The organism is Ruegeria sp. Ofav3-42, assembly GCF_022347725.1.
Lineage (GTDB): Bacteria > Pseudomonadota > Alphaproteobacteria > Rhodobacterales > Rhodobacteraceae > Ruegeria.
In genome coordinates, this window is sequence record NZ_JAKRGB010000017.1 from 13,755 (window position 1) to 36,919 (window position 23,165).

Below are 23,165 nucleotides of genomic sequence, written 5' to 3' on the forward strand. Positions count from 1 at the left end.
CAGCAACACGTTGTTTTTAACAGACGCATCTGAAACCCGGAAGTCGTTACGCCAGAAAATTGCCTCTTTCGGACTAGCCGGCAACGTCAACACCATCCACCGCCGCGGCCACGAATCCGAAAGAATCGAAACCGCACATATGCCGGATGCGCCGCTAAATAAATAGGTGGTCCTGCTTGATCACTTCATTCGGAAACTTGAACTGATCGTTTGTAAGCTGGCCGGGCAGCCAAACCATCTCAGGTTCTTGTTTACCTCCTGAACACCTGACGCGCTGGCTCCATTCTTGTCGATCAAGATATTTTCTGGAGTTCCATTCTTGGACGGCGCCTCGGTGAAAAACTTGTGGGCTGCTGGACCTTTCCTGCGGCCATGCAACATGAAATCAGGGGTGTTTCCCACCTTGCCCGCGGCTCGGTGGGGAAACGCCCACCTACCGCAGACACTTAAACAGGTTTCGTCCATACGCCAGGATCTCAGCTTTGGTCGCTTCCTCGGTTGCGCACGCGCTGCAACCATAGGCGGAAACTTCAACATCCACCTGTTCAAGGTATCGTAGTCAACACGCGCACTGCGTTTGGTCATGATCGCCTCTGAATCGCTGTAGGATACAGTGCGTTGAAAAAAGAACACAACTTGCAAAACTGCGTTCCTGCGAAAGTGGCAACATTTCAATGAGTGCATGTTTGGTGTTGTCACGTTAACAGTCGTTCGGTTGCTGATGCCGGTAATTGGACGTAGGTGACATCGATGAATTCATCGTCGATCAGCTACAAGCGTCACCGATTTCCTTCTCAGATCATTGCTCATGCAGTGTGGCTCTATGTTCGCTTCAATTTGAGCCTGCGTGAAGTTGAAGAAATGCTGCTGCAGCGTGGGATCGATGTTTCCTACGAGACGATCCGGCGTTGGGCCATCAAATTTGGACCGCAGATCGCTCGGTTCCTGCGACGCCAACAGGGGCGTCCAGATGACGTCTGGCATCTGGATGAGGTAGTCGTGAAGATCTCGGGCCGCAAGTATTGGCTTTGGCGCGCGGTCGATCAACATGGCGTCGTACTGGACGAAATCCTCCAGCCGAAACGGGACAAACGGGCTGCTAAGCGGTTGTTGCGCCGCCTGATGAAGCGTCTTGGGTTCATTCCAAAGCGGATCATCACGGACAAGCTTCGTTTCTATGGTGCCGCCACACGAGAGATTGCACCGAGGCTGGAACATTGGTCGCACAAGGGTCTCAACAACCGTGCCGAGAATAGTCACTTGCCGTTCCGCAAGCGTAAAGAGCGATGCAGGGATATCGGTCTCCGGGCGAATTACAGCGGTTTGTGACCACCCACTCAGCTGTCCGCAATTGCGTCAGCGCCCCAACTCACCGCCGCACCGCCTCAACAATCCGGTATCACCGTCTCGAGGCATTTGACGTCTGGAATGCCGCCACTCAAATGGCTTGAAATCCGAACAGCAGCATTCTTTGGTCAAACGGAGTTAACGTGACAATACCGCATGATCGCCTAATGACAGCTACGTGGGCACTGCTATCATGCAAACTTGTTTAAGGATCAGGAGGCGCATAGCTACCATCAGGGCGATGTTGCTCTTGTCCTGACAACGCTGGATTGAATACGCAGATAAGGCGCATGTCGTTATCTATGGCTCTCACTTCGTGGCGATCGTTCTGATTAAGTGCGTACAGAGAAAAAGGCTCCAAAGGGTGCCATTCGTTGCTCCCTGCTTTCTTTATTTCTCCAGAACCTTCAATGCAATAACAGGCCTCCAGGTGGTGCTTGTATTCCAACTCCAGGGTCATACCTAGCCGGATGATCGTATCCGTCATCGAAAACCCCATCCTGTCGGATGCGAGCAACAGCCGCCGGCTTTGCCAGCCAGGTCCAGAAACGTCTCGTTCGGTTCCGATAATATCCTTCAAGGCCGTGACAATCATCTTGCGATCTCCCTGTTTCAGCGAACGGCGCGGTTCATCCCGCCATCGGACAGGATGCTCTGCCCATTGATATAACGAGCGGCGTCGGAGGCCAAAAACACACAGGCCTGCCCGATTTCCTCGAATGTTGCCGGTCGTTGGGCAGGGATGGACCTTCGGGCAAATTCTGACAGGTTCACGTTCTCGCAAAAGCCGGGCAACAGGTTGTTCATCCGGATGTTGTGGCGGGCATAGCGATCGCCATAAAGCTTGGAAAAGCTGTGTAGCGCGCCGCGCAGCATGCTCATCGGATAAGGTGCGCGCGGTTCGATAGTGTTCATCGACGAGATGTTCACAAAGGCGCCTCCTCCCTGTTCGATCAGGATCGGGGTGACGATGCGGGCAATCTTGACGACGTTCAGAACATACATGTCCAGGCTTTCGTGCCACAGATCGTCGCTCAGTTCGAGCAAGGGGCCATCGAAATCCGGATCAAATCCAACTGTCTTGATCTCCTCCGGCACATTTCCACCGTGGCCCATATTGCTTACAATGGCATCGATCCGGCCATATTTGCTCATGGTGTCATCAATCATGGACTGGAGGTCGCCGACATCCAGAACCGATCCACGTCTGCCGGTGCCGCCCAATTCTTCGGCCAATTCAACAGACCGGTTGGAGGGCGACATCAGCGACACCTTGTAACCCGCCTTGGCCATTTCAATGGCGCAACCCCGGCCGATCCCCTGACCAGTGCCGGTCATCAATGCGACTTTTACTTCGGACATATTGGCCTCCTTCGGTGATCCCGCCCACAGGGTGTGAGCATTTCGCCGTTGCCTTAACGTGCTTGGCAACGATAGCCCCTTTGCCGTTTAGAAACCTATCGAGATAAACGGAACATGATGTTAAATTTTCTCACATCATGGAAAACCTCAGACACCTTCGAGCACTGCAAGCCTTTGACGAAACAGCGACCCATTCCAGCCTGAGTAAGGCCGCAGAAGTGCTGAACGTCACACACGGAGCGGTGAGCCGCCAGATCAAACAACTGGAATTATATCTTGGCGTGACCCTGTTCCATCGCCGCCCAAACGGGGTTGAGATGACAAGGGCCGGCGAACGGTTGCATCAGTCCACGCGGCAGGCGTTTTCGGCGCTGCAACTGGGTGTGCTGGACGTTAAGCGGCTGCATCACCGGCAGTCGATCACGGTTTCGCTGTCGACGTCTCTGGCGCTCAAATGGCTGGTGCCGCATCTGCCTTCATTTCACCAGGCTCATCCCGGCATCGCCCTGCTTCTGGATACCAATGATGCATACGCGGATTTCGATGCCTCCGAAGTTGATGTGGCCTTGCGCTTTGGCGAGCCAGGATGGGAGGGTCTGTATCATGAGCAAATCGCACAGGAGGAACTGATTGTTGTAGCCGCACCTGCGTTTGTCGGTGATACTCCGCTGCCAATGCGGCCCGAGGCGATTGCCAGGCTGCCTCTGCTACACGACGCTTTCAATGTTGGCTGGGACATTTGGGCTGAACAGGTTGGGCTGATTGCTGATCAAATACAGTCACAGCAAACTAAGTACGTCGATAGCGCAGTGTTGATAGAAGCCGCTCTGGACCGTCAGGGTGTGGCGCTGACCCGGCATCTGTTGGCGGCCCGGGATTTGGAGCTTGGGCGGCTAGTGCGCCTGGACAACAACAGCGTTGCTCTGGATCGAGGCCTGTATTTTGTGTGCCGTCCCGGCGAACAGGACCGGGTCACGATCAGGATATTCAAGAAATGGCTGCGGTCGATCTAATTGCGCAATGTTGATGGTGCCAGGCCGATTGCCGACATGGAAATCCAATCTGTGCACGGCAGCTTGATTGAGCAGAACGTAAGTTCGATCTGGGTAAGAGGTCGGCAATGCAGCGAAAGTCCAGCCTGGTGAAACTGCAGCGCGGCGGCGCCCATAGTTGCGAAGGTCTGGAATGGGCCGCTTGCCGACGGGTATTGTCGCCCTGACGTCAATGCTGCGGCATGCATGAAGGGCAGTCTTTCACGCCGCGCAGCGACGCTGAGAATGATGCGGCCCCGGCTGTTTTTCAGCAGCGAGCGAGCGCAGAAAAAATCGCTTGGTCTATTGCGGGTTCAATACGATTATCTGCTGCTTACTGAACGTGCGGCCGTTTTGGATCGGGATCATTTGCTATTGAGCCTGTAGTCGCGACTTTAATTATATCTGGAGAGTTCGTTGGACGAGGCCAAAATCCGCACTTCTTATACGTAAGATTAATTTTGGCCTGCGATGGTTACTCAGTATTCTACATGAGAATTTGACATGAAATAAACTTGCAACCATCGACCTGCCCAGAACAAACGTCAACACCTTTGAAGTGCTGGCACGCTGCCAGACCGCAGCCGAAAGAGCCGGAGCCGAGCAATCCAGAATTCAGACTTTCCTGGAGGAAGCCGTCTCGGGTGATTTTGAGCACTTGTTACGTGTGGCGAAAACCCACTTCGAGGTCTCGAACGCTGGGTCTTAACTAAAGAGGGTTAAAGCCGGCCTATAGTATAAGCCGCATAGTAAGGCTGTCGAGAACGCAGTGCAGATGTTTCTATATCGGAGTTTGGTGTAGCGTTGGGGGTGCATCCAAAGAACGACTTGGGGGCAGTGGGCATGTCTCAAACCAAGGTAAATGTCGTCGGCCCCGGGCGGGTCGGCAAAACGCTGATCAGCCTGTTGAGTGGCATCCCAGAATGCTCGGTTCAAGATGTGTAGGGCGCGAAGGGTCAGTCTGCCCGAAACATTACCCAAGCAGCTGCAGCGGGGCGGGCTGTTGAACACTATGCGGAACTGCGATCCGCCGATCTGTGGATCCTGGCGGTTCCGGATACTCAGATTTCTGTTGTTGCCTCAAGGCTCGCTGAAACGTTCAGCGGTCGTGAACCACCCTGACAGGCACCGGTTGCGGTTCACTGCAGTGGATTCTTCCCGGCGGAACAGATGGCGCCGCTTCGGGAGCTGGACTGGCGGCTTGCAAGCTTCCATCCGGTTCTGTCCTTCGCTGACCCTGTGCCCGCACAAAAGCAGTTCAAAAAGGGCTCAATGTGGCCTTGAAGGTGATCAAGATGTTGTTGAATTTGTCCGGCCGTTGATCGAGAAAATGGGTGCGAAATGCTTCCCGATCAAGTCTGGCTGCAAGAGCCTCTATCACGCGGCGGCGGTGATCTCGAACAACTTCACTGTGGTGCTGCAGGCACTCGCCCGTGAAGTCTGGACGTCCAGCACGATCCTGATCTTCTCTTCTGCTGAATACTGCTTGCGCGTGGCGCGGCGGATGTCTTTTACTACCTTCTCGCCGTGGCTCCGCTTGGTTCCCGGTTTCTGTCTCATCTCCACTCCTTGGTGGCTACGATGTGCCAGAAACCCTCTCTTATCAAATCAACCTAAACTGTCCCATTGGCGCTGACGTCAGACAACCAAGGCGCTTTATCAGGCGGCGCATTAGCCGTTTTGCCGCCCGTTTGTTCCGTTTCGGTTGGAGGATTTCATCCAGCACGACGCCATGCTGGTCGACTGCGCGCCAAAGCCAAAACTTGCGGCCTGAGATTCTCACAACAAGTTCATCCAGAGGCCAGACATCGCCTGGACGATCCTGTCGGCGTCGCAGTTTTCGAGCGATCCGCGGCCCGAACTTGATGACGCAACGCCGGACAGTCTCGTAAGACGCATCAATCCCGCGCTGCAGCAACATCTCGAAAGCTGAGATTGAACCGGCAATACAACCACACCGCATGCGCGATGATCTGAGGAGGAAAGCGGTGGCGCTTGTAGCTGATCGGCGATGAACTCATCGATGCCACCTACGTCCAATTCCAAACACGAGCAACCGAACGGAGGTTAACGTGACAACACCCCCTGAGCGGTTGTTGACCACACTTCGGTCTTTTGTTCATGCAGCAGGTCTCGAACCGCACAATCCGGACGTTCAGCATTCCAATCCAAATGGCCGACTAAGCTTTCGTCAGCCAAGGTCTTCGCAGTGGCTGTTCAATCTCCAAAGCGGTCATCACAGCGGCGACCTGATAGCCTCAATGCAGACCTCGTGGATTCCACGACCAAATGGCTGACTAGCAAACCGCCCTCTTCGTGGCCGCTTTCCGAGCTATGTCATGCGGCCAGAGCATTGGATAGGCGTTCAATCAAAGCTCGCTTGACGACGGAAAACCTCGGAGTCTGCGCAATTTCATCAAGTGTCGTGACCCACAGAGGAACTTCAATTTCGAGACCAATTTCCATCGACAGGTGAAGCCGAGGATCCGCGTTTCCAATAAATGAGGGTAGAAACGCTTTGCCCACCCCGGCCGCAGCCATCTGCTGAAGCACTAAAAAGCTATCTGCGCCGTTGGTCATTTCATCCGCACTGACATGTTCTGCTAACCATTTGGCTGGGAGCGAACGGCTCAACGCCCCATCAAGCCTCATCCATTTTCGATTTGGGGAGCCGTCGTCAAAAACTCCGAATGACAGCGTACCCGCACGTTCCCCGACAAGCCCTTCTTCAAGCTTTATCGAGGGTCGTACGGCGATGTCCGCTGTCAGCCGCGATAGATCATGATGGCTGTTTCCGCTCAATAAAGTCAGCTCCAAGCCGGGGTACGTCTGCGATATCTCGTTTATTATTTGAGGCAAAACTAGCTGGCAAAGGCTATCAGTGGACGCAATGCGTACGTGACCTACAGGGGACCGGTTTGCGCCCACAATTGCCCGCTCTACGGACATCACGGCGTCTTCTACGCTTTCCATCGCCGAAAGAATTGTGCTGGCCTCGGGGAGTGCGGCATACCCTGATGGGCTTTTTTGAAAAATCACACATCCAAAGCGTTCTTCAAGTGCAGCAACTCTGCGCATGACCGTTGCATGAGTAACACCCAAGGCCCCAGCGGCTGCATTCAACGATCCGTATTTTCTAACGGCGAGCACGTATCGAATATCATCCCAGTTTCGGCTGTTCATAAATTAACAGGTGATGACGAATAACAAACAATTACAAGAAAATTCGTTCAAGCTAACATTCCGACGTATTGATTAGGGAGGCACACCATGATGAAAAAAATTTCGATCTTTGCGGCAGGGCTCATGTCAGTAGCAGTTATTGGCACAGCCATCGCGCATGAAAGCGAAAACCCAGCAGTGAAGGCCCGGACCTCGATAATGCAACTCTATTCTTTCAATCTTGGCACTCTTGGCGGCATGGCCAAGGGAGAGACGGAATATGATGCCGAGGCGGCAACACGGGCCGCGAATAACATCGTCGTTCTGACGCAGATCGATCAATCCGCGATGTGGCCCGCAGGATCCGATAATGTGGCCGACCCGTCCACCCGCGCGTTGCCTGCAATTTGGGAGAATTTCCCGGATGTAGGCGCAAAGGGACAGGCTTTGGCCGACGCCGCTGTTGCGATGCAGGCTGCGGCAGGACAAGATGTCGAGGCGCTTAAAGGGGCGATGGGTGATTTGGGCGGCGCCTGCTCGGCATGTCATAAAGCTTATAGAGCACCGAAAGATTAAAGGAGCGCTGGCTATGCGGCGGGTTTTCGTTTTCGCCGCTCTTGTGGCAGTTCTGGTCGGGCTGGCCGGTTTAGTGCTGACCCGACCGCAGAGAGTTGATCGGGCGCAACTGGAAGGCGCTACCCCTGATCTCGCAAGAGGTGAGGTCGTTTTCTACGCGGCAGGATGTGTATCTTGCCACTCTGCTCCGGACGCCGAGGGAGCGGAAAAGCTCATTCTATCTGGCGGTCGTCAGTTTGAGACGGATTTTGGCACTTTCTTTGCTCCGAACATTTCCAGTGATCCGAAGGTCGGAATTGGGTCGTGGTCCGCGCTGGATCTGGCCAATGCCCTGGTTCATGGGACTGGACCCAATGGGCAGCATTATTATCCAGCGTTTCCTTATACATCCTACGCAAACATGACAGCCGAAGATGTCGCGTCGCTCCATGCATTCCTCGCCTCCCTGCCAGCGGCGGCGATTGAAAGTAAAGCGCATGAGGTTGGCTTCCCTTTCAATGTTCGACGCGGGCTGGGCGGATGGAAGCTATTGTACCTGGAGCCAGGCTGGGTGGTTGAAGGCGACCTGACTGACCAACAGATCCGAGGCCGGTATCTGGTGGAGGCGCTGGGACATTGCGCTGAATGCCATACACCGCGAAACGGATTGGGTGGATTGAAACGTGATCTCTGGCTGACCGGCGCACCAAACCCAAGCGGAAAAGGTCGCATCCCAGGACTGACCGCAGACCAGCTTGATTGGTCCGAAGCTGACATTGCGGAATACCTGAAGTCGGGCTTCACACCGGATTATGACAGCGCCGGCGGTGAAATGGTTGAAGTTATCGAGAATACTTCTCGATTGAGCGATGACGAACGTTTAGCGATTGCCGCTTATCTCAAGGCCGTTCCTGTGCCGCAGATTGAGCTACCATCAGAGTAACAGGTGTTTGAGGCTGCGATGCGGATGCCAAGGATATTTTCCCTGTTCGCAGGTAGAAAACCCAGCGGCTCTATTTCCCTTTTCCCAATTGCGAACGACATGAGGTCACCACGGGCTCGCATCTGACGTTTTTCTGCACCATGCTGCAACTGGTCGAACGAGCCTTTATCTGTCCTTAATTGCCATATTTCGCTTTGCTTACGCAGAGAGCCGCGAGCGGCGCAGTTCGGACATTCAGTTCCGCCAAGTGGTGTGGAATCGCGCGGACAATGCAGTCTTTCGCTGCGCCTGTTCGAAGGTCTGCTTATACTCTGTTTTCGTGGATTCATTCGCGGTAAGCACTTGTATGAAGACTCAAAAATTACTCACTTCTGATCTGTTGTCCGTCTCCAATCTGAATAAAGACGAGCATGAAAACCTTGCCCGTCGTGCGATAGCACTCGCCGAGCTTTGGGCGCAAAGAAGAATGCCTCAATCACTTGTCAACGCTCGGGTTGGCTTGATTGCGGAACTGCCCGGGTGGCGCAATCCAACAGCGCTTGCCCTTGGCATTCAGGCGATGGGAGGAGACTGCGTATCCGTCTCGGCCCGTCTCGAAGGGGCTGAAACCGTCGAAGACCTGGCTGGGTATATGGACAATTGGTTCGATCTGCTTGCCGTTCGAACCCCAAGTTTGAAGCGGCTCACGGACTTCGCCGACGCGCTCGAAGCCCCGGTGATGAATCTGCGTACGAACGACAACCACCCGTGTGAAATCATCGGCGATCTGGCATATATTCTATCCCAACGCGGATCTTGGGACGGTTTGCGCGTGGCTATTGTGGGTCCACGAGGCAATATCGCCCAATCATGGGTAGAGGCTGCAATGGTGCTGCCGATACAACTTGTTCAGGTTGCCCCGCCAGAAATGGCGCTCAGGCCAGCGGGTAGAGGGCGCAACTTGTCGACAACCGAGGACCTTGATGCAGCAAGAGATGCAGATGTCATCATAACCGATTGTTGGTCGCCCAACGCCACAGAAATGGATCGTGCCGCGCTCTTACAACAGCGCATAGATGCCGCATTTTTGGACACTTGCGGACCTGACGTCATGTTTATTCCCTGTCCACCGGTGACTCGCGGGGAAGAAGTGACAACGGATGCGATGCACCATCCCAGATGTGTGGCAATCCCTGCAAAGGCCTTTTTAATGCACGCCCAGAACGCCTTCGTTGAACAGGTCATTGCTACACGATAGCACTCTGTCTTGAAGCTTACAGCATCAAGCTTTTGGATTCATTGCAGCAATTTTCTGCGGCGAATGCGGATAGTGTTATGAGCCCATATCGGCCGTTCATCCCTCGTTTAGCCTTTGCAACCGCAGCAAGTCGTGAACTGCATAAACCCGACGTTGGTTTTATCGGGTTGAAAAGGCGGGCGAGCGGATAAACTTGGACTAATGCAGCCATTGGCGACTTTGTCTCGTAAGTCTGCTTGAAGGGAGTTTCAGGCTCATCGTAACCATTAGATAGTGGAGATGAGAATGGTGTCCGGGAAACACAAAGCTTCGGCAGAGAGGGTCGTCAAAGACATCTGCAGGAAGACGAGGCGTCAACATTCGGCAGAGGAGAAGATCCGCATTGTTTTAGACGGGCTTTGTGGTGAAGACAGCATTTCCGAACTGTGCCGCCGTGAAGGAATCGCCACAAGCTTGTATTACAGCTGGTCGAAAGAGTTTCTTGAGGCAGGTAAGAAGCGGCTGGCTGGTGATACAGCTCGCCAAGCCACCAGTTCTGAGGTGAGGGATCTTAAGGCTGAATCATCGGCGCTGAAAGAGGTTGTAGACGACCTGACCCTTGAGGACAGCTGCTCAAAAAAGCATGTTCGCACCCTTTCGGCAGCATGCGTCGCATGCGCCTGTCAGGTAACAGATGGGGGCGACGACGAATGAGATACCCTGCATCCGAGAAGCTTGAGATCATCCGTCATGTTGACGGATCGCACCTGCCGATCAAACGCACTCTGGAAAAGCTTGGTATCCCCAGAACGACGTTTTACTGCTGGTACGACGAGTAACAGGTTTCTGACTGTTGGCGAGGCCGGGCTTGAGGATTGCCATTCCCGGCCAGGCAGAGTTTGGAACCGCATCCTTGACAAGGTGCGTAAGCAGATCCTGGAGTCGGCTCTGGATGAGCCCGATTTATCACCACGCAAGCTCGCGGTGCGGTTCACCGACACCAGGCGCTACTTTATCTCCGAAGCCAGCGTTTATTGGCTTCTGAAGGCGCAGGATCTGATCACCAGCCCGGCGTGCATTTCCATCAAAGCGGCGGATGAATTCCATGAGAAGACTGTTCGGCCGAACCAGCTTTGGCAAACCGACTTTACCTATCTAAAGGTCGTCGGCTGGGGCTGGTTCTATCTTTCGACCATACTCGATGATTACAGCCGCTATGTTGTCGCTTGGCGGCTGTGCGCCACGATGAAAGCTGAGGATGTCACGAAATTACTGGAAGACGCTTTGGCTGCATCAGGATGCGACAGTGCCGCCGGTGTTCACAAGCCCCGGCCGCACGGTGACAATGGAAGCAGTTATGTCTGCGGTGATTTGGAGAGATGGCTTGAAGATCAGTGCATGGATCACGTTCGCGCCGCCCCGAACCACCCCCAGACACAGGGCAAGATCGAGCATTGGCACCAGACCCTGAAGAACCGCATCCTGCTGGAGAACTACTATCTGCCCGGAGCGCTCGAACAGGCCATCGGCGACTTTATCGATAATTACAACCACAACCGATACCACGAGAGCATCGGCAACCTAACACCCGCCGATGTCAACGTCGGTCAGGTCGAAACCATCCTCAGACGCAGAAAGGAAATCAAACACCAGACAACCCAGAAACGCCGCTTGCTGCATCATTAGAACGCGGCGTAGATTGAAACTATAGCGAGTCTGATCCTCCAAAACCAATCCACCGCTCCTGTTCAAATATTTCGATGACGGACACGGCATACGGGATCGCTTCCTTCGGGAGGTGCGCGCCTTTCAACGAGATCATACCAATGCCTGCTCATAGTTACTTTGTTGGCAAGAGGCGCAGACATAGGCTCTCCCGTCAATCCGAGGCCAGAATTTGCGACACATCCGATGGTTCTTGCTCGTGCAGCAAACGGCAGCAATGCGGGCGCAAACGCAGCATTCGAACATAGCGCTCAAGGTCGGCTCTGGGCCGGTTTTTACGAATCTTGAATATGTGGCATTCTTGGCGTTGGGCGATATCAGTCAAATCTTGCTTCAGATTTGGCGCCCACGACCTGGGAGGAGCCAGCTATGAATCTGAGACCTGATCCTACATTTCACGCAACCCCGAAACTCGCCATGGAGGCACCAGCGGAAACGCTTGCCTTCACGTTGATGCTCAGCCCGGACGGTTCCGAACCCGATGGGCTGGCAGTCATAGATGTTGATCCAAAATCGAAGACTTACGGTCAGATTGTTCATCAGCTCATCATGCCCAACAAGGGTGATGAGTTTCACCATTTCGGCTGGAACGCCTGTTCCTCCGCGCTGTCACCGCTTACCGGGCATGCGTTTCTCGAACGTCGTTATCTGATCATTCCGGGCATTCGGTCTTCGCGTATCTACGTGGTCGATGTGAAAGAACCGCTTAAGGCAAAGATACACAAGATCATTGAGCCTGAGGAAGTATTTGCCAAAACAGGATACTCTCGCCCGCACACTATCCATTGCGGCCCGGAGGGTATCTATGTTTCGACGCTCGGTGGGGGCGGCGATGATGGCACGAATGGACCGCCGGGTATCTTCATCATGGATTGCGAGACCTTCGATATCCTCGGCCGTTACGAGATGGACCGGGGTGAGCAAGACAAACACTACGATTTCTGGTGGAATCTGCCACGCGATTACATGGTGAGTTCGGAATGGGCACTTCCTCCTCAGTTCGAGAACGGTATTGTCGCGGAAGATCTGCTGTCCAACAAATACGGTCACAAGATCCATTTCTGGAATCTGCGCGAACGCCGCAACGTCCAGACTGTTGATCTTGGCGAAAATCACCAGATGGCTTTGGAAATCAGACCGGCCCACGACCCGGCAAAAGACTACGGTTTCTGCGGCGTCGTCGTCGATACAACAAATCTGCAGGGTGCGATTTTCACATGGTGGCAAAAGGACGACGGTTCTTTTGAGGCAAAAAAGACGATCACTATTGATCCTCGGCCCGAGAAGGCCGAGAACCTGCCACCACTTCTGCAGGGGTTCGAGGCAGTACCGCCGCTGGTAACGGACATCGATCTTAGCCTCGATGACAAATACCTGTATGTCTCCTGTTGGGGGCAGGGCGAAATGCATCAATACGACGTCTCCGATCCGATGAGTCCCAAGCTGACCGGGAAGGTGGAGATCGGCGGGATTGCTCGGGGTGCGAAACATCCTAATGGCAAAGCGTTCGCTTATGGTCCGCAGATGGTGGAAATAAGTAGGGACGGCAAGCGTGTCTACTGGACCAACTCTCTTTATTCGACATGGGACGATCAATTCTACCCCGACGATGAGGGTGGTCAGATGGTTATGGCCAATGTTGGAGAAAACGGCGGCTTGGAACTGGATAAAAACTTCTATGTAGAGTTTCCAAAGGGCTACCGCAGCCATCAGATCCGCTTGGAAGGCGGTGACTGTTCGACCGACAGTTTCTGCTATCCGTCTGTCTGACGAGTGAACGGGCTAGATACGGCGACGGCCCTGTGGTGGGCCGTTGTCGCCTCGGGAATCTACCATGGGATTAACCCCGGAATGGGTTGGCCCCTGGCGGTTTCTGCCGCCTTGATGGACAAAAACCACAACAGCCTTTTCAAGGCATTGCTCGCTCTGGCGACAGGGCACCTACTGGCAATGGCCGCAATCCTGTTCCCTTTCACGGCCCTTCTTTTCCTGGCAGAATGGCAACGTGAAATTCAGATCGGTGCGGCGTGTCTTGTAATTGGGCTCGGCCTTTATCTCGTTTTCAATCGCCGCCATCCGCGCTTTCTCGCTCGTGTTCCGCCGTCTCGACTTGCGCTATGGTCCTTTCTGGCTGCGACGGCGCACGGCGCGGGCTTGATGCTCGTTCCAATCTATCTCGGCATCTGTCGCACAATCGCCTCCGACTCCAGTCACGCTGCCGCCTCTGATCTGATGGCTGGAAACGCCAAAATTGCTATTGCTGTCGCCCTTACTCACACGCTGGCAATGACCGTCTCAGGCGCTGTGCTTGCTTTTGGTGTCTATCATTGGCTCGGGCTGCGGTTTCTATCCAAAAGCTGGTTCAACCTGGACACGGTCTGGGCGCTGAGCCTAATTCTTGTCGGGGCGATCTCGCTTCTGTTCGTTCATTGAGTTGATGATTTCGACCTGCGCCGCGCCGGTTTTCGACTTCTGCAGCATCCGCAGCTTCGACATTGCCTCCTCCCATTTGAGCTTCGAATGTCCGAATTGAACCCAAAGCGCATGATAATGCAGTGTTTTTGAATGCTCGCCGGGTATCTTGAGCAGTCAGTTAGAGCTCCGGGTCACTTTGCGAAGGTTCCTTCACTCGATTTTTCGGATACCGGTCAGCTCGACCAAGGAGCGGTTGAATGAGCATCCGGTCGAGCCAAAGATTGCGCCTGTTTCGAAACTGCTCAATTCCAATTGTCATGTTTTCATGCCCGGACTTAGGTTGTGCCAGATAGGTTCCGAATATCCGGTCCCACGATGGCACGTTGAACCCAAAGTTGCTGTTAGTCTCCGACGGGTCAATTGAGTGATGGACGCGGTGCATGTCCGGTGTGACGATTATCAGCCGCAGCGCTGCATCAACTCTGAGGGGAAGGCGAATGTTCGAGTGGTTGAACAGAGAGCTTGCATTCAACAGCACTTCGAAAACCAATACCGCAAATGCAGGTAACGGTGTTGTCACGTTAACCTCCGTTCGGTTGCTCGTGTTTGGAATTGGACGTAGGTGGCGTCGATGAGTTCATCGCCGATCAGCGACAATCGCCACCGCTTTCCTCCTCAGATCATCACGCACGCGGTGTGGCTGTATTGCCGGTTCAATCTCAGCTTTCGAGATGTTGCTGCAGCGCGGGATTGATGCGTCTTACGAGACTGTCCGGCGTTGGGTCATCAAGTTCGGGCCGCGGTTTGCTCGAAAACTGCGACGCCGACAGGATCGTCCAGGCGATGTCTGGCATCTGGATGAACTTGTTGTGAGAATCTCAGGCCGCAAGTTTTGGCTTTGGCGCGCAGTCGACCAGCATGGCGTCGTGCTGGATGAAATCCTCCAACCGAAACGGAACAAACGGGCGGCAAAACGGCTAATGCGCCGCCTGATAAAGCGCCTTGGTTTCATCCCCAAGCGGATCATCACGGACAAGCTGCGATCATATCGCGCAGCCAAACGCGAGATCGCGCCAGGTTTGGATCATTGGTCGCACAAGGGCCTCAACAACCGTGCCGAGAATAGCCACTTACCGTTCCGCAAGCGGGAAAGAGCAATGCAGGGGTACCGGTCTCCGGGTGGACTACAGCGGTTCGTGGCGACCCATTCCACCATCCGCAATTGCTTCAGCGTCCCGGCTCGTCGCCGTTCAGCCCTGACAAACCGATATCATCGCCTCGAGGCATTTGACGCCTGGAATGCCGCCACTCAAGCAGCTTGAATTCGCAGCATCGGGACTTCTGCGTAGACTGGAAGTTAATGTGACAACACCCCGTACATCGCCGCGATCCGCGCCGACGGCGGGTACCTTAGTCGGTGAATGTCTGTTCCATCAAAGTGTTCGGTTGCAACGACGCACGAAGCGTCGGTATGTGCCGCAGGTGATTACCGCTTACTGAGAATGGCGGCAATGCGGGTTGCGGCGCAGCATCCCAATAACTTGATGGATGCCTGCTTTGGGCCGTTTCTCATCGAACGAAAAGCGCTGGACGCTGAGCTTGCCACCAGATCAGTAGCGATCCCTGAGGGACGGAGGCGAGAACGCTGGTTGGCAGTGACTCACAAGCAATGGACATCCACATGTTCGATGTCGCTTTTTCTGGGGTCTGGTCCTGCGCCGCGCATCAGGACGTTCAGACCTAGCACAGAAAGCACTGTCGGATCGAGGAACCGGTGAAAGGACCGAACAACGCGCTTAACTCCGGCTCTGGGCAACGCTAGTCTCCGATCCGAGTAACGATTAAAGGAATCGCCCAATGTCACTCTTCTCAAAACTCTTCGGGGGCGGCGAAAAGTCAGAGCCGGAGGCGGTCTCTTACAAAGGATTCGATATCTTCCCCGACCTGATTGCCGAGGGAGGCAAATATCGCCTGTCGGCCCGTATCGAAAAGACCATCAATGGAGATCGCAAGACCCATTCGGTGATCCGGGCGGATGTCTTTGAAAGTCAGGATCAGGCCGAAAGCTTCAGCGTCGCCAAGGCGAAGCAGGTAATCGACGAGCAGGGCGAATGTGTTTTCGATTCTGGAAACCGGTAGCTTTTAGTCCGTTCCGAGAGCGGCTTGGCGTCGCTGTCAAACCCCTCGTCAAGACTTCCACAATGCAGCAAATCGTGGCGCATTTCGCATCCCCCGCTGGTTAAAGATAGAATTAATGTTTGGACATGTCTGAGGTCTCGTACACACGGCATCGACTTCCAGCGGGTTGCTAGATCCGTAGTACTCAATCCTAGGCGTGGCCTTTTGCATCAACCGCTATCGGCAAATTGGCAGTTCTAGTGGCGGCTGTTTGGGCAGGGATGCCCGCCATTGATTGATGATCGGTTGCAAGGTTCTTTTCGGCCAGAATTTCGGGGCACCAATTGCTTGTAGACATGCGGCGTTCCAATAAACACCTGCGCGTGAAAGCGGTTTTCCCTGCTTCACCGCTTTGGCGACCGCGTTTATGTCTTTCGATTCAGGATAGATATAGAGTGTGGTCGGGTTCCCTTCGACAAGCGCCAATATCTCCTTTGATGCAGATTGCGACCAGGTTGTGCATCCGTTGCTACGACCGCCGGTATAGTTAACGAGCTTGCCGTACGGGACGTACCCATCCTTGTCAGCATGTGTGCTTTGCGGATTCTTAAAGCGGCATTGCCACTTGAGAAATACGGCGGGATGACCACCGATCGCGCGTTCCCGAGCGTTGCTTGTTTCTCCTTCCCCGTCGAATAATAGGAATGTGCGGTAAAACGGCTTCGTCTTGCCGGAGTGCCTGTAGTATCCTTTGAAGGAGGTCCGGGTCTCAGCCGTTACGTATGATCCGCCCGCAGTCAGCTTCGAACCTTCTGCATTGCTGAAGTTCTTCGCGCATTGTCGTCCGTTTGCGAAATTGGCCCGGTGCAGTTTGCGCCCGTTGCCAAAGCCGGACGAAACGGCCCGGAACGACTTCTGCGCCTCGCAAATTACGTAAAACCGCCGGCCTGGATTGCCATTCTGCGCAGTACTAGGACGCGTGGCGTCCTTTGCCATATAGCAGGGGTTCGAAACTTCGCCCTGCCGGAGTTTCTTCTGATAAAGCGCACGCGCCCGTTTCAGGACGATCGGCGCAATTTGACCATCAGCTGTGCCCACATGTTTTTGCAGCCATCCTGGTATTTCTTTTGACAGCGCATCGCCACGGTTCGGAAAAGAACCGGCCAAGATGGCCATGATCAGGACGGTGATCGGGAGACGGAGTGAATTCGGTAGCAACGGGACTGCTCCTGCCAGACTATCCTCGGGTCCAGTCTAACACAGAAAACCGGCCAGACTGTGGATCGGAATTGTTGGAAGGATGGATTCTGTTGCCTCAAGTCCCACCCCTTGGTTTTTGGTCCTGTTTTCAATGACCATGGAAGCAAAAAAGAGCAACCACGCGACTGGAATTCCGCGTCTTAGCGTCCACATGGAGACTATGTTCACGCGTCGTTCGTTCGGCGTTGTCGCAAACTTCTTTGATGTATGAAGGTGGGTGGAGTTTTGTGTGATAAGACGGCTAGCTTCGAGAAATGCTTGAATGGACAGGTTCCGGCTCCGAACTGGCCTTTTCAGATCATCTGCACAACTTCAATCCCATCGAGCGTTGCAGAGGCGGACGCAAAGGATTTGAAGCCGAGCATTGGTCGAATCCGACGTTTGATGAAGCGGTGATCTTGCTCAATCACGTTATTCAAAAATTTCTGCCTGACCATCACAATGGGGATCGGGCAAGCAAACTCTTGTGCATTTTGTTGACGGCTTTGATGCCAGCCGTGTTGGCGCCGCTCTTGTCGATAACGATCTTGCGGGGCAAACCGTTCACTTCCAGCGCCCTGGCAAAGAACTCGGTCGCGGCTGCTTTGTTCCGACGCTTTGACAACATAAAATCAAGTGTCTTGCCGTGTTTGTCGACGGCGCGGTACAGATAGACCCATTCGCCTTTGACCCGCACATAGGTCTCATCCATCCGCCAGGATCGATCGCAGCTGCGGTTTTGGCGACGTGCGTGGTCGGCAACCAGAGGGGAATATTTGACGATCTAGTGGTTCAAGGTTGCATGATCGACAGAGATACCGCGTTCTGCCAAGACTTCTTCCAGATCACGGTACGACACTGAATAGCGCAGATAAAAGAAAACAGCGTGCAGGATCACGTCCTTTGGAAAATGCGCGCCCTTGAATGAGGTCGCCACAGCTGGCTCCTGTCAAAATCCGAGACGCCTTTAACACGAGGATCTCATCTTAGACAGAAATGCCCAAAGTTTGCGACAAAGCCCGGCCCGCGCAGCCAACAGGTCATCGACGTCAGCTGTGCTCAACGCAAAGCGATGGTAAGCCCAAACCGCGTAGGCAATGATCTCGCGAGGAAAGCGAAAACCTTTCAGGCGGAGCATAATCGGAGGAATGATCATAAGCGCGGCATAGCTGGATCACTTGGCCTGAACAAATTGGCAATACCGTCTGCTCGGCTTCGGGCGGGCTGGTCTTTTCTGATCCGGCTCGCCCGAGGTCTTACACCGCCTGATATTGCCGGCAAGAGGCGAGGTATTCACCGTAAGCCTTGTGGCTGGGATAGCTGAATTGCTCGGCCAACGGGTTCGACCGTTTGTTCTTTTTGGCGCCCATATCCGCAAGCAACTCGTCGAGATGCTTGAAATGGAACGGTGCCGAGCACTGACCGCCATAGATCTGAGCCGCGGGGCGCTCGTGGCGTTTCCAATTCAGCATCATGTCGATGTTCTCATTCATCTGTGCCGCGGTCGGCTGCTGTTCCAGTTGACCATCGGCATAGCGCACCAGCCAGTTCGCGATCATCTCGGCAGACAGGATGGTGCAGAATGACGAATTGAACCCGACAAATCCCATATCCGGCAGGTCGGGATTAACCGACAGACGATAGGTCCGGTACTGGCCATCAGATTCAATCAGTTTGTCCTGATATTCCTGCGGCAGGTACGGCACACCCATCTTCCAGCCTACTGCAAGGATCGAAACATCGGCTTCGACCTTTTCGCCGGTGGTCATGTGAATGGTCTTGCCGTCGTACCGGTCATAAGTGCCTTCGATGTTCTTGAGCGTTCCATCGTTCAACGTCTCAAACAATCCGGGCGTCACGATCGGTACGGAACAGGAGATATCTTTCTCAATCGGAACCTTGGGTACAAGGTTATGTTTTTTCAGCCCGAGTTGCACTTTGAGCAAGGTCTCGAGCCCACGGAAGTTCGCCCAGACCAAAGGCTTGAAAAGGGTCGCGATTGTGCGTTGCAGTCCGGTCCTGCCCCACGAATTGAACTGCTGTTCCTGCGCCCGCATGTAAAGCAGCCGCTTGAAGTTGATGCCGCCCACGAAATAGGGAATGCGCCACATCCGTTCGCGATAGACCCAATGGACAGACCGCGCGCCGTTCTTGACGGCATTGACCGCAATATCCGTGGCGGACTTCGACCCGCCCAGCACCACGACACGTTTGCCTTTTACCACCGAAGGGTCTGTATATTCGGACGAATGCATGACCTGTCCACCGGCCGCTTCAAAGGACTCCTGACCGGGATGGGTAATGATGTTCTTGTCCGAGAATTGTCCGGTGCCAATGGCCACGAAGTCAAAATCCTCGGTCCAGTGCTGGCCGCCGGAGTCCAGCATCAGGGTCCAACCGGGTTGCCCGTCCGAACGCCGATCCATGGAAGCCACATTGGTATTGAGCCGGAAGAGACGCTGCAGATTGTGCTTGTCTGCGTAGGAGTGCAGATAGGCATGCACCTGCGGACCCTTGGGCCATTCAGGATAATCATCCGGCATCGGGTGATCGGTATAGCAATACAGATCCTTGGGCGATTGGGTCTGCACATCCGGGTAAGACCGGCTGAGCTCCCATACGCCGCCAAAATCGTGGCTCCGTTCAAATCCGACGACGCGGTGGCCGCGTTCATCAAAAGCCTTTGCGGCTGCAAGGCCCGAAACCCCGCCGCCAATGACCGCTACTTTTTTGCGTTTGGCCATATCTGAACCTCCTTAACCCGCGTCCGGAGGCGGCGGCAGAAAGTCGACCTCGTGCAAGGCTGACAGTCGCACCAGTTCGTCGGGGTCTGTCACGCCGTCAAGTTGACCAAATAGGTCAAAGAGCTTGCGCGCCGGCGCAACACCGAAGACACAAGTCGCCTCTGCCCCGGAGCGGTTGAAGATGCCATGAGATCTACCCATCGGCATTCGCACCAAATCACCGGCACCTGCCGGATGAGTTGTTACCTTGCCTTCATCATGGCCAAACTCGACCTCCAGATTTCCGGTAAGCATGTATATCCATTCATCCTGCGTCGGGTGGATATGGGGCGGTACAAAGGTGCCATCCGGGATCTGCGCATGCCAGATAAAGGCGTTCGGGCTGTGCAGTTTCGGGGTGTAGATATGTCCGACAACGTTCCAGGCCTTGTCGCCTACATGCCCGTCGCTTTGGGTGATGCCCAGGTCCATGTTGTTTCCTCGCTGTTGTTGCAGGAATACCCTGCACCGAAGCGGGTCCGAGGCTTTATCCACTTTGCGAGTCAAAAAGGTTCAGGCTTGAAATAGTTTTCGCATCAGGTAGTTTTTTTGCATGAAGCACCACGGCACATTGCTTGAAAACTTCAATGTTCTGCACACCCATAAGCTGGATGAAGCGCGGGCAGCCGTAACGCAGCGCTATTGCGATCACCGGCTTGAACTTTTCTCAAATGGTCAGATTGAGGTGGTGCACCACCATGTTCGCGGAGCTCAGGTCTCGCTCAATGTTCTCGGGTACGGCGCCGACGTTGCCATCAACCCAGGCGAATTGAGTGATTTCTACCTGCTGCAACTGCCGATGACCGGCCGCGCCCGGATTGAACATCGCGGCGAAGAGGTCGAGGCAAGCGCCAACTGCGGCACGCTGCTAAACCCCGACCGGCCGTCGCGGATGATTTGGAAGGGTGACTGCCGCAAGCTGATGGTTCAGATCGATGCGGAATACCTTGCACGCGTCGCAACCGAGGAAATCGGCGCAGAGCTTCCCGGACCTGTGCGTTTTGACCCGAAAGTGGTGCTTTCGAAAAAGGCCGGTCAACGTATAAGGGCCATGTCCCTGATTGCGGCACGGGCTTTTGATACGGGACGCGTGCGACCGATCGCGCAGGATCTCAACCTTCTTACGCTAGAGCGGCAAATTGCGGTCACCTTGCTAAAAAATCAACGCAGCAACATCTATCACCTCATGAACGCTGCGGTGCCGCCCTGCTCTGCCGCGCATGTGCGTCGCGCCATAGCCTTTATCCATGAAAACTTCCACGACAACATCGGGTTGTACGATATTGCGTGTGCCGCAGGGGTGCATCACCGCACGCTGCAAACGGCATTTCGCGAGAGTCTCGACATGACCCCGATCCGGTTTTTGCGCGACGTGCGACTGGACAAGGCACGGTTTCATCTTCTGCGGCGTCAAAACCGCGCGAGTGTCTCTGAAATCGCCTATGATTGCGGTTATAGCCATTTGGGTCGTTTTTCGCGGGACTTCCGCGCACGGTTCGGCCACGCACCAAGCGAGACCCGCTAGATTCGCGGCCTCCATCAGGAAACAGATTCTGGAGCTCAGAATAAAATTCAAACCAGACTGACAAAACGCCCGATTGGCTGGAATACCGCCTGTCTTACACGCGCTCTATGATGATCGCGGCCCCCTGCCCGACACCCACACACATAGTACATAGCGCGTATCGCCCACCCGTCCGGCGGAGTTGATAGGCGGCAGTCATCACCAGTCGTGCGCCAGACATGCCCAGCGGATGTCCCAGGGCAATCGCGCCACCATTGGGGTTCACATGAGGCGCATCGTCGGGCACGCCAAGTTCGCGCAATGATGCTAGCCCCTGAGAAGCAAATGCCTCGTTCAGTTCTATGACATCCATCTGCTCGACGCGCAGCCCGGCGCGTGCAAGCACCTTGCGCGTCGCGGGGACAGGGCCAATGCCCATGAGGCGCGGTTCAACGCCAGCGACTGACATACCTATGACGCGTGCCAGCGGTGTCAGACCGTTGCGGATAGCAGCAGCCTCGTTTGCCAGCAAAATGGCCGCGGCTCCGTCATTGACGCCCGAGGCGTTGCCCGCAGTTACCGTTTTGTCGGGTCCGTTTATGCTGCGCAGACCGGACAGTTTTTCCAGACTTGTTCCGGGCCGGGGATGTTCGTCCTCTTCCACGACAATCCCTTCACCCTTGCGTTGCAGAATCGTGACTTTGGTGATCTCGTCCCGGAAAAAACCTCTTTCCTGCGCAGCAACCCAACGCCTCTGGCTTCGAGCGGCAAAGGCATCCTGATCGGCACGGCTGATACCATAGTGCTCTGCCACGTTGTCAGCAGTCTGCGGCATCGAGTCGGTGCCGTACATGTCTTCCATCGCCGGGTTTACAAAGCGCCAGCCGATGGTCGTGTCATAAACCGCATTGGCCCGTGAAAAGGCGCTGCTGGCCTTGGGCATCACAAATGGCGCCCGGGACATGCTTTCCACGCCCCCTGCAATTGCCAGATCATAATCACCGGACCGGATCGCACGGGCCGCCATGCCCACCGCGTCCATGCCCGATGCACAAAGCCGGTTGATCGTCGTACCCGGCACCTCCACCGGCAACCCGGCCAACAGCGCTGCCATCCGTGCGACGTTGCGGTTGCTTTCGCCCGCCTGGTTCGCGTCCCCAAGGATAACGTCATCCAACGCCGCCCAATCCACCTGCAGATTCCGCTCGACCAAAGATGCGATCGGAATCGCGGCCAGATCATCGGTGCGCACTTGCGACAGCGCGCCGCCATACCGGCCGATCGGGGTGCGTTGTGCGTCACAGATAAATGCGTTGGTCATTACTCAGCTCAGCTCTTTAATATGCGTGACAGGGTGTTTACCTCACCGGTTCAGGAAACGGTCGACCTTGTGGCGAACCTGTTCCGGCCACGGTTGCGGTCGCCCCTTCTCGCTTACGAACACCAAGGTCGATTTTGTCTCGAACCTCGTTTCACCGCCACATTCCGCTCGAAGCGCAATACCCATGGATGTGCGGCCCAGATTGGTGACCTGCAGTTCGATGGTCAGCTCTTCGCCCAACCTGCACGGAGCCAGGAAAGTGGTCGAAGTTTCGGCGGTTGGGACTGCTCCATCCCGGTGAATCTCAGAGAATGGAAAGGCCAGTTCTCGTTCGAAGAAAGCCTCGACACAGTCATTTATCATTTCGAAAAACCGCGGGTAAAAGACGATTCCTGCCGGATCACAGTGCCTGAACAGAATTTTCTGCGGAAAGACAAAAGTCAT

General features: G+C 54.7%; 20 protein-coding genes and 7 pseudogenes. 12 read left to right on the forward strand and 15 right to left on the reverse strand.

Annotated elements, in window-relative coordinates; genetic code table 11:
- Nucleotides 1-180 precede the first annotated feature (180 nt).
- On the reverse strand, nt 181-684 hold the full coding sequence (locus MHN28_RS25110) for a DDE-type integrase/transposase/recombinase (protein WP_370645772.1): 504 nt from the start codon (nt 682-684) through the stop codon (nt 181-183).
- A 66-nt stretch (nt 685-750) separates the two neighbouring features.
- Here MHN28_RS25110 and MHN28_RS20125 point away from each other — a divergent pair.
- Nucleotides 751-1,451 (forward strand): annotated as a pseudogene (locus tag MHN28_RS20125) (IS6 family transposase).
- 101 nt (nt 1,452-1,552) lie between these two features.
- Here the strand turns inward: MHN28_RS20125 and MHN28_RS20130 are convergent.
- Nucleotides 1,553-1,942: an ectoine synthase gene (locus tag MHN28_RS20130; RefSeq protein ID WP_239344361.1), complete on the reverse strand. Its 390-nt coding sequence runs from the start codon at nt 1,940-1,942 to the stop codon at nt 1,553-1,555.
- Nucleotides 1,943-1,959: 17 nt separating this feature from the next.
- Nucleotides 1,960-2,709 carry an SDR family oxidoreductase gene (locus MHN28_RS20135; RefSeq protein ID WP_239344362.1) on the reverse strand — a complete coding sequence of 250 codons (750 nt, stop codon included), beginning with the start codon at nt 2,707-2,709 and terminating at the stop codon, nt 1,960-1,962.
- A gap of 137 nt (nt 2,710-2,846) precedes the next feature.
- Here MHN28_RS20135 and MHN28_RS20140 point away from each other — a divergent pair, with 137 nt between their 5' ends.
- Both MHN28_RS20140 and MHN28_RS25115 read left to right on the forward strand, forming a co-directional pair.
- Nucleotides 2,847-3,722 (forward strand): LysR substrate-binding domain-containing protein, encoded by an 876-nt coding sequence (locus tag MHN28_RS20140; RefSeq protein WP_239344363.1) that lies wholly within the window; start codon nt 2,847-2,849, stop codon nt 3,720-3,722.
- Between the two features lie 1,348 nt (nt 3,723-5,070).
- Nucleotides 5,071-5,139: pseudogene (locus tag MHN28_RS25115) on the forward strand (hypothetical protein); the annotation flags it as partial.
- Here MHN28_RS25115 and MHN28_RS20145 read toward each other — a convergent pair.
- The 4 genes from MHN28_RS20145 to MHN28_RS20155 form a co-directional block, all read right to left on the reverse strand.
- Nucleotides 5,118-5,300 (reverse strand): hypothetical protein, encoded by a 183-nt coding sequence (locus MHN28_RS20145; RefSeq protein ID WP_239344450.1) that lies wholly within the window; start codon nt 5,298-5,300, stop codon nt 5,118-5,120. The pseudogene MHN28_RS25115 and the gene MHN28_RS20145 overlap by 22 nt on opposite strands.
- A 43-nt stretch (nt 5,301-5,343) precedes the next feature.
- Entirely contained in the window at nt 5,344-5,661 is a 318-nt protein-coding gene (locus tag MHN28_RS25120) for a DDE-type integrase/transposase/recombinase (RefSeq protein ID WP_370645767.1), read from the reverse strand.
- The gene (locus tag MHN28_RS25125) at nt 5,639-5,761 is read right to left on the reverse strand and encodes a hypothetical protein (RefSeq protein WP_370645768.1); all 123 of its coding nucleotides are present in this window, start codon (nt 5,759-5,761) and stop codon (nt 5,639-5,641) included. Before MHN28_RS25125 ends, MHN28_RS25120 begins: the two co-directional genes overlap by 23 nt.
- A gap of 316 nt (nt 5,762-6,077) precedes the next feature.
- Nucleotides 6,078-6,923: a LysR family transcriptional regulator gene (locus MHN28_RS20155; RefSeq protein WP_239344364.1), complete on the reverse strand. Its 846-nt coding sequence runs from the start codon at nt 6,921-6,923 to the stop codon at nt 6,078-6,080.
- An 87-nt stretch (nt 6,924-7,010) separates the two neighbouring features.
- Here MHN28_RS20155 and MHN28_RS20160 point away from each other — a divergent pair, with 87 nt between their 5' ends.
- The 6 genes and pseudogenes from MHN28_RS20160 to MHN28_RS20185 all read left to right on the forward strand — a co-directional run bounded on the left by MHN28_RS20160 (nt 7,011) and on the right by MHN28_RS20185 (nt 13,774).
- Nucleotides 7,011-7,478: a cytochrome c gene (locus tag MHN28_RS20160; RefSeq protein WP_239344365.1), complete on the forward strand. Its 468-nt coding sequence runs from the start codon at nt 7,011-7,013 to the stop codon at nt 7,476-7,478.
- A gap of 13 nt (nt 7,479-7,491) precedes the next feature.
- Entirely contained in the window at nt 7,492-8,400 is a 909-nt protein-coding gene (locus tag MHN28_RS20165; RefSeq protein ID WP_239344366.1) for a cytochrome c, read from the forward strand.
- A 346-nt stretch (nt 8,401-8,746) separates the two neighbouring features.
- Nucleotides 8,747-9,637, forward strand: coding sequence for an ornithine carbamoyltransferase (locus tag MHN28_RS20170; protein WP_239344367.1), 891 nt, complete (start codon nt 8,747-8,749; stop codon nt 9,635-9,637).
- 279 nt (nt 9,638-9,916) lie between these two features.
- Nucleotides 9,917-11,302, forward strand: a pseudogene (locus MHN28_RS20175) (IS3 family transposase).
- A gap of 408 nt (nt 11,303-11,710) precedes the next feature.
- Nucleotides 11,711-13,111, forward strand: coding sequence for a selenium-binding family protein (locus MHN28_RS20180; protein WP_239344368.1), 1,401 nt, complete (start codon nt 11,711-11,713; stop codon nt 13,109-13,111).
- A gap of 3 nt (nt 13,112-13,114) precedes the next feature.
- Nucleotides 13,115-13,774 (forward strand): hypothetical protein, encoded by a 660-nt coding sequence (locus tag MHN28_RS20185; protein ID WP_239344369.1) that lies wholly within the window; start codon nt 13,115-13,117, stop codon nt 13,772-13,774.
- Nucleotides 13,775-13,934: 160 nt separating this feature from the next.
- Here the strand turns inward: MHN28_RS20185 and MHN28_RS20190 are convergent.
- Nucleotides 13,935-14,321: pseudogene (locus MHN28_RS20190) on the reverse strand (sterol desaturase family protein); the annotation flags it as partial.
- A gap of 66 nt (nt 14,322-14,387) precedes the next feature.
- On the opposite strand from MHN28_RS20190, the pseudogene MHN28_RS20195 reads away from it, so the two are divergent.
- Nucleotides 14,388-15,078, forward strand: a pseudogene (locus tag MHN28_RS20195) (IS6 family transposase).
- Between the two features lie 535 nt (nt 15,079-15,613).
- Nucleotides 15,614-15,895 carry an HlyU family transcriptional regulator gene (locus tag MHN28_RS20200; RefSeq protein ID WP_239344370.1) on the forward strand — a complete coding sequence of 94 codons (282 nt, stop codon included), beginning with the start codon at nt 15,614-15,616 and terminating at the stop codon, nt 15,893-15,895.
- A 216-nt stretch (nt 15,896-16,111) separates the two neighbouring features.
- Here MHN28_RS20200 and MHN28_RS20205 read toward each other — a convergent pair whose 3' ends face one another.
- From MHN28_RS20205 to MHN28_RS20225, 5 genes and pseudogenes are all read right to left on the reverse strand, one after another.
- Nucleotides 16,112-17,092: a murein L,D-transpeptidase catalytic domain family protein gene (locus MHN28_RS20205; RefSeq protein WP_239344371.1), complete on the reverse strand. Its 981-nt coding sequence runs from the start codon at nt 17,090-17,092 to the stop codon at nt 16,112-16,114.
- A 335-nt stretch (nt 17,093-17,427) separates the two neighbouring features.
- A pseudogene (locus MHN28_RS20210) lies at nt 17,428-18,050 on the reverse strand (IS6 family transposase).
- Nucleotides 18,051-18,137: 87 nt separating this feature from the next.
- Nucleotides 18,138-18,269: pseudogene (locus tag MHN28_RS20215) on the reverse strand (IS6 family transposase); the annotation flags it as partial.
- 100 nt (nt 18,270-18,369) lie between these two features.
- Nucleotides 18,370-19,857 (reverse strand): NAD(P)/FAD-dependent oxidoreductase, encoded by a 1,488-nt coding sequence (locus MHN28_RS20220; protein ID WP_239344372.1) that lies wholly within the window; start codon nt 19,855-19,857, stop codon nt 18,370-18,372.
- Nucleotides 19,858-19,869: 12 nt separating this feature from the next.
- Nucleotides 19,870-20,328, reverse strand: a complete 459-nt coding sequence (locus MHN28_RS20225; RefSeq protein ID WP_239344373.1) for a cupin domain-containing protein — start codon at nt 20,326-20,328, stop codon at nt 19,870-19,872.
- 121 nt (nt 20,329-20,449) lie between these two features.
- Between MHN28_RS20225 and MHN28_RS20230 the strand changes: the two genes are divergently transcribed.
- A complete protein-coding gene (locus MHN28_RS20230; protein ID WP_239344374.1) occupies nt 20,450-21,421 on the forward strand; it encodes an AraC family transcriptional regulator in 972 nt (323 codons plus the stop codon).
- A 94-nt stretch (nt 21,422-21,515) separates the two neighbouring features.
- Here the strand turns inward: MHN28_RS20230 and pcaF are convergent, their stop codons facing one another.
- Nucleotides 21,516-22,721, reverse strand: a complete 1,206-nt coding sequence (gene pcaF, locus MHN28_RS20235) for a 3-oxoadipyl-CoA thiolase (protein ID WP_239344375.1) — start codon at nt 22,719-22,721, stop codon at nt 21,516-21,518.
- Between the two features lie 42 nt (nt 22,722-22,763).
- Nucleotides 22,764-23,165, reverse strand: a complete 402-nt coding sequence (locus MHN28_RS20240) for a thioesterase family protein (RefSeq protein ID WP_255733454.1) — start codon at nt 23,163-23,165, stop codon at nt 22,764-22,766.